This window comes from Mycobacterium sp. 1164985.4 (assembly GCF_001668575.1).
GTDB lineage: Bacteria > Actinomycetota > Actinomycetes > Mycobacteriales > Mycobacteriaceae > Mycobacterium.
In genome coordinates this window covers 52767-67628 of sequence record NZ_LZMD01000075.1, presented here as the reverse complement: position 1 = coordinate 67628, position 14862 = coordinate 52767, and the positions used below count along the sequence as shown (strand labels likewise).

At 66.0% G+C, this 14862-nt stretch carries 13 protein-coding genes; 8 read left to right on the top strand and 5 right to left on the bottom strand.

The window, feature by feature from the left end; genetic code table 11:
- Positions 1-43: 43 nt before the first annotated feature.
- From A5650_RS16225 to rpmH, 5 genes are read right to left on the bottom strand one after another with little or no spacing between them, the layout of a single operon-like run.
- A complete protein-coding gene (locus tag A5650_RS16225; protein ID WP_067293453.1) occupies positions 44-577 on the bottom strand; it encodes a Jag family protein in 534 nt (177 codons plus the stop codon).
- Between the two features lie 35 nt (positions 578-612).
- Positions 613-1674, bottom strand: coding sequence for a membrane protein insertase YidC (gene yidC / locus A5650_RS16220; RefSeq protein WP_231992637.1), 1062 nt, complete (start codon positions 1672-1674; stop codon positions 613-615).
- A 43-nt stretch (positions 1675-1717) separates the two neighbouring features.
- Positions 1718-2086: a membrane protein insertion efficiency factor YidD gene (gene yidD / locus A5650_RS16215; protein WP_067293511.1), complete on the bottom strand. Its 369-nt coding sequence runs from the start codon at positions 2084-2086 to the stop codon at positions 1718-1720.
- 8 nt (positions 2087-2094) lie between these two features.
- Positions 2095-2454, bottom strand: a complete 360-nt coding sequence (gene rnpA, locus A5650_RS16210; protein WP_067293446.1) for a ribonuclease P protein component — start codon at positions 2452-2454, stop codon at positions 2095-2097.
- Positions 2455-2485: 31 nt separating this feature from the next.
- Positions 2486-2629 (bottom strand): 50S ribosomal protein L34, encoded by a 144-nt coding sequence (rpmH, locus tag A5650_RS16205; RefSeq protein ID WP_003890928.1) that lies wholly within the window; start codon positions 2627-2629, stop codon positions 2486-2488.
- Positions 2630-3183: 554 nt separating this feature from the next.
- Here rpmH and dnaA point away from each other — a divergent pair.
- The 8 genes from dnaA to A5650_RS16165 all read left to right on the top strand — a co-directional run bounded on the left by dnaA (position 3184) and on the right by A5650_RS16165 (position 14794).
- The gene (gene dnaA / locus A5650_RS16200; RefSeq protein WP_067293444.1) at positions 3184-4668 is read left to right on the top strand and encodes a chromosomal replication initiator protein DnaA; all 1485 of its coding nucleotides are present in this window, start codon (positions 3184-3186) and stop codon (positions 4666-4668) included.
- A 552-nt stretch (positions 4669-5220) separates the two neighbouring features.
- Positions 5221-6420: a DNA polymerase III subunit beta gene (gene dnaN / locus A5650_RS16195; protein ID WP_067293441.1), complete on the top strand. Its 1200-nt coding sequence runs from the start codon at positions 5221-5223 to the stop codon at positions 6418-6420.
- Between the two features lie 27 nt (positions 6421-6447).
- Entirely contained in the window at positions 6448-7341 is an 894-nt protein-coding gene (gene gnd, locus A5650_RS16190) for a phosphogluconate dehydrogenase (NAD(+)-dependent, decarboxylating) (protein ID WP_067293438.1), read from the top strand.
- An 11-nt stretch (positions 7342-7352) separates the two neighbouring features.
- A complete protein-coding gene (recF, locus tag A5650_RS16185) occupies positions 7353-8513 on the top strand; it encodes a DNA replication/repair protein RecF (RefSeq protein WP_067293435.1) in 1161 nt (386 codons plus the stop codon).
- Positions 8510-9067, top strand: coding sequence for a DUF721 family protein (locus A5650_RS16180; protein ID WP_067293432.1), 558 nt, complete (start codon positions 8510-8512; stop codon positions 9065-9067). Before recF ends, A5650_RS16180 begins: the two co-directional genes overlap by 4 nt.
- A 221-nt stretch (positions 9068-9288) precedes the next feature.
- On the top strand, positions 9289-11325 hold the full coding sequence (gene gyrB, locus A5650_RS16175; protein ID WP_067293428.1) for a DNA topoisomerase (ATP-hydrolyzing) subunit B: 2037 nt from the start codon (positions 9289-9291) through the stop codon (positions 11323-11325).
- A gap of 31 nt (positions 11326-11356) precedes the next feature.
- The gene (gene gyrA / locus A5650_RS16170; RefSeq protein ID WP_067293425.1) at positions 11357-13864 is read left to right on the top strand and encodes a DNA gyrase subunit A; all 2508 of its coding nucleotides are present in this window, start codon (positions 11357-11359) and stop codon (positions 13862-13864) included.
- Positions 13865-13894: 30 nt separating this feature from the next.
- Positions 13895-14794: a DUF3566 domain-containing protein gene (locus A5650_RS16165; RefSeq protein ID WP_067293422.1), complete on the top strand. Its 900-nt coding sequence runs from the start codon at positions 13895-13897 to the stop codon at positions 14792-14794.
- The last annotated feature ends 68 nt before the right edge of the window (positions 14795-14862 follow it).

Here is a 14862-nt window from a genome sequence, read left to right as displayed (position 1 = left end):
TCGGACCGACGACGCCTATGAACTACACGGTTGTAACTCTGGGTCAGTCGGCGAGAACGACCACGCGGCGCGACGGCTCGACACCCTCGCTCTCGCTGTGCACACCGTCGATGGCGGCCACCGCGTCGTGCACGATCTTGCGCTCAAACGGAGTCATCGGCGACAGCTCTTCGCGCTCGCCCGTCTCGAGCACCCGCCGGGCCACCTTCTCACCGAGGGCGGCCAACTCATCGCGACGCCGGCGGCGCCACCGCGCGATGTCGAGCATCAGGCGGCTGCGCTCACCGGTCTTCTGGTGCACGGCGAGCCGCGTCAGCTCCTGCAGCGCGTCGAGCACCTCGCCCTTGCGCCCGACCAACTTGTTCAGATCGGCGCCGCCGTCGATGCTCACCACCGCGCGGTCACCCTCGACGTCGAGATCGATGTCGCCGTCGAAGTCGAGCAAATCCAGAAGCTCCTCGAGATAGTCGCCCGCGATCTCACCCTCGGCGACCAACTTCTCCTCGAGGTCGTCCTCCGCTGCCGGCGCGGAGGCATCGCGCAGTTCGTCGCGTTCGGTCGTGTCGGCGTCAGTCATGTCGTTGTCTCCTCATCCCGCCGGGGGTCGCCCGGTCACCGTTTACGTTTCTTGGGCCGCGCCCCGGGGCGCGGGCTTGCGCCGGGCCGCGGCGTGCGATTGGCCGCTCCGCTGGCGGCCTTGCCCGGGCTGCTGCCCGTCGGCTTCTTTCCTGCCGCGCCGTTGTCCGACGCCGCGTCGCCGTCATCGCTGTCGTCACTCTGCGTTGCCTCGGCGGTCTTCGCCGCCTGGGCCTTGCGGTCACGTTTCGGCTTGGCTCCCGGCGGCGGTGCGTTCTTGGACTGCCGCTCCTGAGCCTCGAGCTTCTTGGCCTCTTCTTCCTTCTCGATCTTGCCGAATACGTAGTGCTGCTGGCCGAAGGTCCAGATGTTGTTCGCCAGCCAGTACATGATGATCGCCAGCGGCAGGAACGGTCCGCCGACGACGACGCCGAGCGGGAAGACGTAGAGCGCCAGCTTGTTCATCATCGCCGTCTGCGGATTGGCGGCGGCCTCTGGACTCTGCCGGGCCACCGAAGCGCGGCTGTTGAAGTACGTCGCGATGCCGGCCAGGATCATGATCGGCACACCGACCGCGATCACCGACGCCCGGTTGAACTCGGTGAAAGCGTCCAGACCGGTCTTCTGAATCATGGTCGCGCCCAGCGGCGCTCCGAACAGATGGGCGTCGAGGAAATTGGCCACATCCGACGGGCTGAACACGTAGTTGCCGGTGGCCCGGTTCTGCTCGACCGACAGATGGATCTGGCCGAACCCGCCCTGTGTTCGGTTGAACGACCGCAGCACGTGGAACAGCCCGAGGAACACCGGCACCTGGGCCAGCATCGGCAAACAGCCGAGGATCGGGTTGAACCCGTGCTCGCGCTGCAGCTTCTGCATCTCCAGCGCCATCCGCTGGCGGTCCTTGCCGTACTTCTTCTGCAGCGCCTTGATCTGCGGCTGCAGCTCCTGCATCTGGCGCGTCGTCCGGATCTGCTTGACGAACGGCTTGTAGAGGATCGCGCGCAGGGTGAACACCAGGAACATCACCGAAAGCGCCCACGCGAAGAAGTTCGAGGGCCCCAACAGGAAGGCGAACAGCTTGTACCAGACCCACATGATCGCCGACACCGGGTAGTAGATGATGTCCAGGCTGAACCAGTTAAACACGCGTCTCGCTTCCTGCTCGCAATGCTCGGTGGCCACCACTGACGTCGGCAGCGGTGCCCCGATCCTCCGAGGACTCGCCCGCGGGAGCACCCGACGCATGCGCGTCGTCTTGCCCGTCGGGTGCGGGACGATCCGGTATCGGGTCCCATCCTCCCTTATGCCACGGCCCACATTTCAGCAGCCGTACCGTCGCGAGCCAGCCACCGTGCACCAACCCGTACTCGGTCAGCGCATCGACCGCGTACTGGCTGCAGGTCGGGGTGAATCGGCAAGTCGGCAGCCGCAGCGGCGAAATCGTGTGCCGGTACAGCTGGATCACATAGATCACGGCGCGGGCCGTCCACGCCCCGACCGCACGCATCGACACTCTCACCGCGACGCCTCGACTTTGGGTTTGGCTCGGCGCAGCGCGGTCCGCAGTTCCTGTTCGAGGCGTGCCGAGATGGCGTGACGGCTGCTGGGCAGGGCACGGATCACCACGCGATCCGCGGGATCGAGTTCGTCGAGAAGATTGCGTGCGACATGCCGGAGTCGGCGCGCCACCCGGTGGCGCTGCACAGCGGTGCCGACGGCTTTGGAGACGACCAGTCCGATCCTCGGACCGGGATCGGATGGCGCACCGGAGCGCAACGCATGCACGACGAGGTCGGGCTGCACAGCGCGCACCCCTCGACTGACAGTGGTTCCGAACTCGCTCGAGCGCGTCATTCGGTGGCGCGCCGGAAGCACAGCGTCAACTCCCGCTAGAGATCACGGGGAGTCACGCGGTCAGCTTGCGCCGACCCTTGCTGCGCCGGTTCGCGACGATCGCCCGGCCTGCCCGGGTGCGCATCCGCAGCCGGAAGCCATGCACACGCGCCCGGCGCCGGTTGTTCGGCTGGAAGGTCCGCTTGCCCTTGGCCACGGCTGTCTCCTTGTTGCGTCTGGCACCCGCATCCCCCACCGACGACGTACGAATCGGTTTGGACGCAATTGCCGTTGTTAAGCTCGTCCATCTTGCTAGCCGGCGCGGTCCCCGGTCGATGCCCGGGTCGCAGCCGTATCGCCTCGTACGGGCGACTGTTCGAGGGTACTGAGCAGATTTCGCTGGGTCAAACCTGGCCGAATGACAGTGGGGACAGCCACATTTGCAACACCTGTCACCGCCGACCAACGGCCCGAAATATCCGTCCACACAATGTTGCAGAACGGTTGGCACCCGCGAAGAAAACTGTTAGCTTCTGCCAATGCCGATTCGATAACGAAACGGCGACGGACAACGAAGCGAGGATGCCCGACCAGTCGTGAGCCCACAGGATGTCTCGCATCTGTGATGAGCCCCGGCCCGCGGCGTCCCCGCCGGTGTAAAACAGAACGACGACGACTGTCCGGTCTCCACAGCCTGTGGATAACTTTGTGGACAGAACGTCATCGTTCCTTTTGGTCGTCCCTGGACAGACCGCAAGGGGGTAGTCGTCGTTGACAGCTGACCCCGATCCGCCCTTCGTAGCCGTGTGGAACACGGTGGTCGCCGAACTCAACGGCAACCTGGGCACCGGCGGCGACGACTTCGCCGGACCGATCCTCACGCCACAGCAAAGAGCGTGGTTGAAGCTGGTCAAACCCCTTGTCATCACCGAAGGCTTTGCCCTGCTGTCCGTGCCCACCCCGTTCGTGCAGAACGAGATCGAACGCCACCTGCGCGAGCCCATCATCACCGCCTTGAGCCGGCAGCTCGGCCAGCGCGTGGAACTCGGGGTGCGCATCGCCGACCCGGGCCCCGATGACACCGACACCCCCCTCAACGGGTTGTCGACGATCGCTGAGGCCGACGAAGTCGACGAGGATCTCGAGGCGCGTGTCAGCGCCGAGGAGAGTTGGCCGACCTACTTCACCAGCCGGCCGCCGAGTACGCTCGCCGACGACACCACCGCGGTCAACCTCAACCGCCGCTATACCTTCGACACGTTCGTCATCGGCGCCTCCAACAGGTTTGCCCACGCCGCGACGCTGGCCATTGCCGAAGCACCGGCGCGGGCATACAACCCGCTGTTCATCTGGGGCGAGTCCGGTTTGGGCAAGACGCATCTTCTGCACGCCGCCGGAAACTACGCACAGCGACTCTTCCCCGGCATGCGCGTCAAGTACGTCTCCACCGAGGAATTCACCAACGACTTCATCAACTCGCTGCGCGACGACCGGAAGGCGTCGTTCAAACGCAGCTACCGCGACATCGACGTGTTGCTGGTCGATGACATCCAGTTCATCGAGGGCAAGGAAGGTATCCAGGAGGAGTTCTTCCATACCTTCAACACCCTGCACAATGCGAACAAGCAGATCGTCATCTCCTCGGACCGGCCGCCCAAACAGCTGGCCACCCTCGAGGACCGGCTGCGCACCCGCTTCGAGTGGGGACTGATCACCGACGTACAGCCGCCGGAACTGGAAACCCGGATCGCCATTCTGCGTAAGAAGGCGCAGATGGACCGGCTCGATGTTCCCGACGACGTCCTCGAACTCATCGCCAGCAGCATCGAGCGCAACATTCGCGAACTCGAGGGCGCTCTCATCCGCGTAACGGCGTTCGCCTCCCTGAACAAGACCGCGATCGACAAGTCGCTTGCCGAGATCGTGCTGCGGGATCTGATCTCCGACGCCAGCACCATGCAGATCAGCACCGCGACGATCATGGCGGCCACCGCCGAGTACTTCGAGACCACGGTCGAGGAGTTACGCGGACCCGGTAAGACCCGCGCCCTGGCGCAGTCGCGGCAGATCGCCATGTATCTGTGCCGGGAACTCACCGACCTGTCGCTGCCCAAGATCGGCCAGGCGTTCGGCCGTGACCACACCACCGTGATGTACGCGGAGAAGAAGATTCGCGGCGAAATGGCCGAGCGCCGTGAGGTCTTCGATCACGTCAAGGAACTGACGACACGGATCCGTCAGCGCTCCAAGCGCTGACTCACATCGCCTCTACCCCCCTCTCGTCGAGCTCGATCGCGCCCTCGTGCGGGTATGGCGACAAACTTTTTTCGAAAAATCTTCTGCACCGCCGGCAACACCAGTCACAGCGCACGGTTGTGCACACCGGTGTGGAGAACTTGGGATCAACCGATGAACTACCAGCCGATCCCTGCACAACCGACAGCGAGTCCACAGTTCATCCCTCGCCGCCCGGCATTCATCCACAGCTCTCTCACAGCCCTATACGGCCGTAAGCAGCGCCGACATGTATTCATCCCCAACATCCACAGGACCTAATACTGTTGCTTGAATATCTCCCAAGAATCTTCTTCGAAGAAGGCGGTTGGGGAAGCGCGGATCCGGCGGACGTTCGACCCACCGAACGCCGTCGATGTCGCCCCGATCGATTAGCTTTCAAGTTGGGGCGGAAAGCTCTACGGTGATTCATCACAGCCGTTACGGTCGTCGGGGACGCATCGGTCAGACGCGTGGTGAGACACCGAGAAACCGCTGCTTGAGGCTTGTCGTGATTGTGACCGAAGGGACCCTATGGACGTGGCGACGACAACGGTTGGTGTCACCGATCTGAAGTTCCGCCTGGTACGAGAGGACTTCGCCGAAGCCGTGGCATGGGTGGCCCGCAACCTGCCCACTCGCCCGACGGTTCCGGTGCTCGCGGGCGTCTTGCTGACCGGCTCCGAGCACGGCCTGACGATCTCGGGATTCGACTACGAGGTGTCCGCCGAGGTGCGGGTACCGGCCGAGATCGCCTCACCCGGCAGCGTTTTGGTATCCGGTCGGCTGCTGTCCGACATCACCAGGGCGCTCCCCGCCAAGCCGATCGACGTGAGTGTCGACGGCACCCGCGTCTCACTGACTTGCGGAAGTTCGCGGTTCTCGCTGCCGACCATGGCCGTCGAGGACTACCCGACCCTGCCCGCGCTGCCCGAGGAGACCGGTGTCGTCTCCGCCGAGTTGTTCGCTGAGGCCATCGGCCAGGTGGCGATCGCGGCCGGCCGCGATGACACGTTGCCGATGTTGACCGGTATCCGTGTCGAAATCGCCGGGGAGAAGGTGGTTTTGGCGGCGACCGACCGGTTCCGTCTGGCGGTGCGCGAACTCACTTGGTCGACGACGGGCGCCGATCTGGAGGCCGCCGTGCTGGTGCCGGCCAAGACCTTGTCGGAAGCGGCCAAGGCCGGCGCCGACAGCGGCGATGTGCACCTGGCGCTGGGTGCCGGGGCAGCGGTCGGAAAAGAGGGACTGCTCGGGATCAGCAGCGGCGGCAAGCGAAGCACCACGCGTCTACTGGACGCGGAGTTCCCGAAGTTCCGCCAGCTGCTGCCCACCGAGCACACCGCGATGGCGACCATCGGTGTCGGGGAGCTCACCGAGGCCATCAAGCGCGTGGCGCTGGTGGCCGACCGCGGCGCGCAGGTGCGCATGGAGTTCTCGGAGGATTCGCTGCATCTTTCCGCCGGCGCCGACGACGTGGGCCGCGCGGAGGAAGATCTTCCGGTCAGCTTCGCCGGGGACCCGCTGACCATCGCGTTCAATCCCACGTATCTGACCGACGGTTTGAGCTCGCTGCACTCCGAGCGGGTGACGTTCGGTTTCACGACACCGAGCCGGCCCGCAGTGTTGCGCCCGGCCAGCGACGACGACACAACCGTCGGTGCCGCGGGCCCGTTCCCCGCCCAGCAGACCGACTACGTCTACCTGTTGATGCCGGTGCGGCTCCCAGGCTGACCGGCCGACGCCACGGAAGGGGCGCAGATGCAACTCGGTCTGGTCGGTCTCGGAAAAATGGGCTTCAACATGCGCGAACGCCTGCGCGAGGGGGGCCACAAGGTGGTCGGTTACGACCCCAGGCCCGAAGTCACCGACGTTCCGACGCTGGCGGCCCTGGCCGAGGCCCTCGATGCGCCGCGGGTGGTGTGGGTCATGGTCCCGTCGGGGCATATCACCCACGACACCATCACTTCGCTCGCGGACGTCCTCAGCCAGGGTGATCTTGTCATCGACGGGGGCAACTCCCGCTACACCGAAGATGCGCCGCACGCAAAACTGTTGGGTGACAAAGGAATCGCGTTCATCGACGCCGGGGTCTCCGGCGGGGTCTGGGGCCTGAAGGAAGGCTACGGCCTGATGGTCGGTGGCAGCGACGCCGACGTCGAACGCGCGATGCCGATCTTCGACACCTTGCGGCCACCGGGGCCGCGGGAGGACGGATTCGTACACGCCGGCCCGGTAGGCGCGGGGCATTACGCGAAGATGGTGCACAACGGCATCGAATACGGCTTGATGATGGCCTACGCCGAAGGTTACGAGCTGCTGGCGGCCGAAGAACTCATCACTGACACCCAGGCGGTCATTCAGGCTTGGACCAACGGCACCGTCGTGCGGTCGTGGCTGCAGCAGTTGCTGGCCAAGGCGCTCAAGGAAGATCCGGAGTTCGGCGAAATCAGCGGCTACACCGAGGATTCCGGTGAGGGTCGGTGGACCGTCGAGGAGGCGATCAGCCACCGGGTGCCGATGCCGGTGATCGCGGCGTCGCTGTTCGCGCGGTTCGCCTCGCGGCAGGAGGACTCACCGTCGATGAAGGCGGTGTCGGCGTTGCGGAACCAGTTCGGCGGGCACGCGGTCAAGCGGATCAGCGAGTCCGGGTAGGCGGCTGCGCAGTGTATGTCCGCCGCTTGGCGTTGACCGACTTCCGATCCTGGCCGCGCGTCGAGCTGGAGCTGGAGCCGGGACGGACGGTATTCGTCGGTCCGAACGGCTTCGGTAAGACGAATATTGTTGAGGCGCTGTGGTATTCGTCCACCCTCGGATCGCACCGAGTCGCGGCCGACGCGCCCCTGATTCGCACCGGTGCCGAACGCGCTGTGGTGTCGACGATCGTCGTCAACGAGGGCCGCGAACTCGCCGTCGACCTGGAGATCACCGCCGGGCGCGCGAACAAGGCGCGCATCAATCGCTCCCCTGTCCGCTCCGTGCGCGAGATTCTCGGCGTGCTGCGGGCGGTGCTGTTCGCCCCCGAGGATCTTGCGCTGGTGCGCGGCGACCCGGGTGAGCGACGCCGCTATCTCGACGAACTCGCAACCACGCGGCGTCCGCAGGTGGCCGCGATCCGCGCCGATTACGACAAGGTGCTGCGGCAACGGACCGCGCTGCTGAAGACCGCGTCCGGAGCTCGATTTCGCGGTGACAGAAGTGCTTTCGACACCCTCGATGTGTGGGACGGGCACCTCGCCGAGAAGGGCGCCAAGCTGATCGCCGCCCGCGTCGAGCTCGTCAACGAGCTCGCGCCGGAGGTGGAGAAGGCATACCAGCTGCTGGCGCCGTCGTCGCGGCCCGCTGCGATTCGATACCGCAGCGGTGTGGATGTGGTGGAAGCCGAGGCGGCCGCGGGCACCGCCGACGCGGAGATGTTCGAGGCGGGTCTGCTCAACGCCCTGGCGCGGCGCCGCGATGCCGAACTCGAACGGGGCGTCTGCCTGGTCGGGCCGCACCGCGACGACCTCGAGCTGCGGCTCGGGGACCAGATCGCGAAAGGTTTTGCCAGCCATGGGGAATCGTGGTCGATGGCGCTGTCGCTGCGGCTGGCCGCCTACGAACTGCTACGCGCCGAAGGAGGCGATCCGGTGTTACTGCTCGACGACGTGTTCGCGGAGTTGGACACGGCGCGCAGGCAGGCGCTGGCCGCCGTGGCGGCGTCGGCCGAACAGGTGCTCGTGACGGCGGCGGTGGCCGAGGACATTCCGACCGACTGGGACGCGCGCAGGATCGGGGTCACGATGCGCGACGACGACTTCGGGCGTATTTCGGTGGTGGAGCCGTGACATCGTCGGACGACCAGACCGGCCCACCCGAGCACCTCGCCCACCTGCGCGGGATGGATCTGGTGCGGCGCACGCTCGAAGAGGCACGCGGTGCGGCGCGCAGCCAGGGCAAGGACGTCGGCCGCGGCCGGCGCGGAGCCGCACCCCGAAAGATCGCGGGCAACACTCGCCGGCGGTGGTCGGGCCCCGGCCCGGACGCCCGCGATCCCCAACCGCTGGGGTCGGCGGCCGGCGACCTGGCCCGCAGCCGCGGATGGTCGGGGCGCGTTGCCGAGGGCGCGGTGTTCGGCCGATGGGCCGCCGTTGTCGGCGAAGGGATCGCCGCGCACGCGACACCGACCTCGCTCAACGACGGCATCCTGACCATTTCGGCGGAGTCCACCGCCTGGGCCACGCAGTTGCGGATGGTGCAGGCGCAGGTGTTGGCCAAAATCGCCGATGCGGTGGGCGACGGTGTCGTGAAGTCGCTGAAGATCGTCGGACCGGTCGCCCCGTCGTGGCGCAAGGGCCGCTATCACGTCTCCGGTCGGGGGCCGCGGGACACGTATGGATAGCAGTCGGCTGAAAGCCGCGAGGACGCCGCGATCTTAGCTCTCAAGCGTCTTGAGGCACCCTGGATCGAGAAATTCCCCAGACGGCGCAAATAGGTGTGCAGAAACGCCGCCTCAGAGTCGGTCCTGTCTGACTCTGCCGGTAGGATGGAGACAGATCGCAGGCGGTAGTCCGACCGCCCAGCCAGCCTTCCCCGGCAAGAGACCAAGGAGACCCGTCCAACGTGGCTGCCCAGAAGAAGAATGCTCCTAAAGAGTACGGCGCGGATGCCATCACCATCCTGGAAGGTCTCGAGGCGGTCCGTAAGCGCCCGGGTATGTACATCGGGTCCACCGGTGAGCGGGGTCTGCACCACCTGATCTGGGAAGTCGTCGACAACGCGATCGACGAGGCGATGGCCGGTTACGCCACCTGCGTCGACGTGCGCATCCTGGGCGACGGCAGCGTCGAGGTCACCGACGACGGCCGCGGCATCCCGGTCGAAAAGCACAAGCAGGCGGGCATCCCGACGGTCGACGTCGTCATGACCCAGCTGCACGCCGGCGGCAAGTTCGGCGGTGAGAACAGCGGTTACGCGGTCAGCGGTGGTCTGCACGGCGTCGGGGTGTCGGTGGTCAACGCGCTGTCCACGCGGGTCGAGGTCACGATTCTGCGTGACGGGTACGAGTGGTTCCAGTACTACGACCGCTCGGTGCCCGGTGAGCTCAAGCAGGGCGGTAAGACCAAGAAGACGGGGACGACGGTCCGGTTCTGGGCGGATCCGGACATCTTCGAGACGACGGAATACGACTTCGAGACCGTCGCGCGCCGCCTGCAGGAACAGGCGTTCCTCAACAAGGGCCTGACCATCGAGTTGACCGACGAGCGGGTGACCGCCGAAGAGGTCGTCGACGAGGTGGTCAGCGACACCGCCGAGGCGCCCAAGACCGCCGATGAGAAGGCCGCCGAATCCTCGACCGGCCACAAGGTCAAGCACCGCGTCTTCCACTACCCCGGCGGGCTGGTGGACTTCGTCAAGCACATCAACCGCACGAAGACGCCGATCCAGCAGAGCATCATCGACTTCGACGGCAAGGCCGCCGGTCATGAGGTCGAGATCGCGATGCAGTGGAACGCCGGCTATTCGGAGTCGGTGCACACCTTCGCCAACACGATCAACACCCACGAGGGCGGCACCCACGAGGAGGGCTTCCGTGCGGCGCTGACCTCGGTGGTCAACAAGTACGCCAAAGACAAGAAGCTGCTCAAGGACAAGGACCCCAATCTCACCGGCGACGACATCCGCGAGGGTCTGGCCGCGGTCATCTCCGTGAAGGTGTCCGAGCCGCAGTTCGAGGGTCAGACCAAGACCAAACTCGGCAACACCGAGGTGAAGTCGTTCGTGCAGAAGATCTGCAACGAAGAACTCACCCACTGGTTCGACGCCAACCCGGCCGAGGCCAAGACCGTTGTCAACAAAGCGGTTTCGTCGGCACAGGCCCGCATCGCCGCGCGCAAGGCGCGTGAATTGGTGCGGCGCAAGAGTGCCACCGACATCGGCGGGCTCCCGGGCAAGCTCGCCGATTGCCGCTCCACCGATCCGCGCAAGTCGGAACTGTATGTGGTGGAGGGCGATTCGGCCGGTGGTTCGGCCAAGAGCGGACGCGATTCGATGTTCCAGGCGATTCTGCCGTTGCGCGGCAAGATCATCAACGTCGAGAAGGCCCGCATCGACCGCGTGCTCAAGAACACCGAAGTCCAGGCGATCATCACCGCGTTGGGCACCGGCATCCACGACGAGTTCGACATCTCCAAGCTGCGTTATCACAAGATCGTGTTGATGGCCGACGCCGACGTCGATGGCCAGCACATCTCCACGCTGCTGCTGACGCTGCTGTTCCGGTTCATGAAACCGCTTGTGGAGAACGGGCACATCTTCTTGGCCCAGCCGCCGCTGTACAAACTCAAGTGGCAGCGCAGCGAGCCCGAGTTCGCCTACTCGGACCGCGAGCGCGACGGGTTGCTCGAGGCCGGACGCAAGGCGGGCAAGAAGATCAACACCGACGACGGCATCCAGCGCTACAAGGGTCTGGGCGAGATGGACGCCAAGGAGTTGTGGGAGACCACGATGGACCCGTCGGTGCGGGTGTTGCGTCAAGTCACCCTCGACGACGCCGCTGCGGCCGATGAGCTGTTCTCGATCCTGATGGGCGAGGACGTCGAGGCACGTCGCAGCTTCATCACCCGTAATGCCAAAGACGTTCGTTTCCTTGATGTTTAAGGCGAAGTTCCTCTAGAGCCGAAGGCAGATAATGACTGACACCACGTTGCCGCCGGGCGACGAAGCAGGCGACCGCATCGAGCCGGTCGACATCCAGCAGGAGATGCAGCGCAGCTACATCGATTACGCGATGAGCGTCATCGTCGGGCGCGCGCTGCCGGAGGTACGCGACGGCCTCAAACCCGTACACCGTCGCGTGCTGTACGCGATGTTCGACTCCGGCTTCCGTCCCGACCGCAGCCACGCGAAATCCGCACGCTCCGTTGCCGAGACGATGGGCAACTACCACCCGCACGGCGACGCGTCGATCTACGACACCCTGGTCCGGATGGCCCAGCCGTGGTCGCTGCGCTACCCGCTGGTAGACGGGCAGGGCAACTTCGGCTCCCCGGGCAACGATCCGCCAGCGGCGATGCGGTACACCGAGGCCCGGTTGACTCCGCTTGCCATGGAGATGCTGCGCGAAATCGACGAGGAGACAGTCGATTTCATCCCAAATTATGACGGGCGCGTGCAGGAGCCGACCGTTCTGCCCAGCCGGTTCCCGAACCTGCTGGCCAACGGCTCGGGCGGCATCGCGGTCGGGATGGCCACGAACATCCCGCCGCACAATCTCCGCGAGCTGGCCGAGGCTGTGTACTGGTGCCTGGAGAACCACGACGCCGACGAGGAGGCCACGCTCGCCGCGGTCACCGAGCGCGTCAAGGGTCCGGACTTCCCGACGCACGGTTTGATCGTTGGGTCACAAGGGATCAGCGACACTTACACCACAGGCCGCGGGTCCATCCGGATGCGCGGCGTGGTGGAGATCGAAGAGGACAACCGCGGCCGCACCGGCATCGTCATCACCGAGTTGCCGTATCAGGTCAACCACGACAATTTCATCACCTCGATTGCCGAGCAGGTCCGCGACGGCAAGCTCAACGGCATCGCCAACATCGAGGACCAGTCCAGCGACCGCGTCGGGCTACGAATCGTGGTGGAGCTCAAGCGCGATGCCGTGGCCAAGGTGGTGCTCAACAACCTCTACAAGCACACCCAGCTGCAGACCAGCTTCGGGGCCAACATGCTGGCCATCGTCGACGGCGTTCCGCGCACGTTGCGCCTCGACCAGCTGATCCGCCACTACGTCAACCACCAACTCGACGTCATCGTTCGGCGCACTCGGTACCGGTTGCGCAAAGCCAACGAACGGGCCCACATCCTGCGCGGTCTGGTCAAGGCCCTCGACGCACTCGACGAGGTGATCGCGTTGATCCGGGCGTCGGAGACCGTCGACGTGGCGCGGCAGGGCTTGATCGAGCTGCTCGACATCGATGACATCCAGGCGCAGGCGATCCTGGACATGCAGCTGCGCCGCCTGGCCGCCCTGGAACGGCAGCGCATCGTCGACGACCTGGCCAAGATCGAGGCCGAGATCGCCGACCTCGAGGACATCCTGGCCAAGCCCGAACGGCAGCGCGCGATCGTGCGTGACGAACTCAAGGAGATCGCCGACAAGTACGGCGACGACCGTCGCACCCGGATCGTGGCGTCCGACGGAGATGTTGCCGACGAGGATCTGATCGCCCGCGAGGACGTCGTCGTCACGATCACCGAGACCGGCTACGCCAAGCGCACCAAGACCGACCTGTACCGCAGCCAGAAGCGCGGCGGTAAGGGCGTGCAGGGCGCCGGCCTCAAACAGGACGACATCGTCAACCACTTCTTCGTCTGCTCGACGCACGACTGGATCCTGTTCTTCACCACCCAGGGCCGGGTCTATCGCGCCAAGGCATACGACCTGCCTGAGGCGTCGCGCACCGCGCGCGGCCAGCACGTGGCGAACCTGTTGGCGTTCCAGCCCGAGGAGCGCATCGCGCAGGTGATCCAGATCAAGAGTTACGAGGACGCGCCGTACCTGGTGCTGGCCACCCGCAATGGGCTGGTCAAGAAGTCCCGGCTGGTCGACTTCGACTCCAACCGCTCCGGTGGCATCGTCGCGGTCAATCTGCGCGACGGCGACGAGCTTGTCGGAGCCGTGCTGTGTTCGTCCGACGACGATCTGCTGCTTGTCTCGGCCAAGGGGCAGTCGATCCGGTTCTCGGCAACCGACGAGGCGTTGCGCCCGATGGGGCGCGCGACCTCGGGCGTACAGGGCATGCGGTTCAACGCCGACGACGCGCTGCTGTCGCTGAACGTGGTACGGCCCGATACGTACCTGCTGGTGGCGACCTCCGGTGGCTACGCCAAGCGCACCGCGATCGACGAGTACCCGGTGCAGGGCCGCGGCGGCAAAGGGGTCCTGACGATCCAATTCGACAAACGCCGTGGCAATCTTGTGGGAGCGTTGGTCGTCGACGACGACACGGAGTTGTACGCCATCACCTCGGGTGGGGGCGTCATCCGGACCGCGGCTCGCCAGGTTCGCAAGGCCGGGCGGCAGACGAAGGGTGTCCGGTTGATGAACCTCGGTGAGGGCACAACACTGATAGCCATCGCGCGCAACGCGGAGGAAGGCGACAGCACCGACGAAGTCAACACCGACCCCGGTGCCTGACCGAGCGACGGGACCAGTGAGGAGCCGTAGGTGAGTTCACCGAACGAGCCGGGACGCCCCCGCGCGGGCGATGGACCAGGCGGCGCCAACGGCTCCGCGGGCAACCACGACGCGCTCGGAACGCGACCCGAGGTTCCGGACCGCGCCGAGGTGCCGCCCTGGCAGCGGGGCCCCGCTGCGCGCACGGCGCATCCGGGTCAACGGCCGCCGGAACCGCCGAGGCGCGCGCCCGTACCGGGCCCGCGTGGCGAGGGACCGGCCGACGAGGGTCACGCGCCCGAGCGGCCCGCCGACGACCAGCGGGGAAATGCCAACAACCCCCCCAACGTCGGCGCGCGGGCCAACCGGTTCGTCCCCGGCGGTTCCACGCCCACCGAGGAGGTCCCGACCCGCAGCGGGCCGCCGGAGGCACCGCGCCAGGAGACCTACGCCAGCGAGTTGCCGGACCTGTCCGGGCCGATGCCTCGCGGGCCGCAGCAGCGCAAACCCGCGGACCGCGCGCCGTCCGAGCCGGGCAGCCGGCCGTCGCCGGGCGGCCGCATCCAGGTCGGCACCCGGCACAAGGGTCCGGTGCGCGCCAGCATGCAGATCCGTCGCATCGACCCGTGGAGCACCTTGAAGGTGTCGGCCGTGCTGTCGGTCGCCCTGTTCTTCGTGTGGATGATCGCCGTCGCGTTCCTGTACCTCGTGCTCGGCGGGATGGGTGTGTGGAGCAAGCTCAACAGCAACGTCGGAGACCTGCTCACCAGCGCGGGCGGCGGTTCCGGCGGTGAGCTGGTGTCGAGCGGGACGATCTTCGGCGGCGCGACGTTGATCGGCTTGGTCAACATCGTGTTGCTGACGGCGATGGCGACGATCGGCGCGTTCATCTACAACCTGACCACGGACCTGGTTGGCGGCGTGGAAGTCACGCTCGCCGATCGCGACTGATCGTCGCGAACCGCGGTTTGGGCGGGAGCCCACGATTGCGGTAATCTCGTCGCTCGGCCATCACGGCG

What these genes read in the sequence shown, in the direction of transcription:
- A5650_RS16225 (WP_067293453.1), bottom strand. Translation starts at nt 577, where the DNA reads ATGACTGACGCCGACACGACCGAACGCGACGAACTGCGCGATGCCTCC.
- yidC (WP_231992637.1), bottom strand. Translation starts at nt 1,674, where the DNA reads ATGTGGGTCTGGTACAAGCTGTTCGCCTTCCTGTTGGGGCCCTCGAAC.
- yidD (WP_067293511.1), bottom strand. Translation starts at nt 2,086, where the DNA reads ATGCGTGCGGTCGGGGCGTGGACGGCCCGCGCCGTGATCTATGTGATC.
- dnaN (WP_067293441.1), top strand. Translation starts at nt 5,221, where the DNA reads ATGGACGTGGCGACGACAACGGTTGGTGTCACCGATCTGAAGTTCCGC.
- gnd (WP_067293438.1), top strand. Translation starts at nt 6,448, where the DNA reads ATGCAACTCGGTCTGGTCGGTCTCGGAAAAATGGGCTTCAACATGCGC.
- gyrA (WP_067293425.1), top strand. Translation starts at nt 11,357, where the DNA reads ATGACTGACACCACGTTGCCGCCGGGCGACGAAGCAGGCGACCGCATC.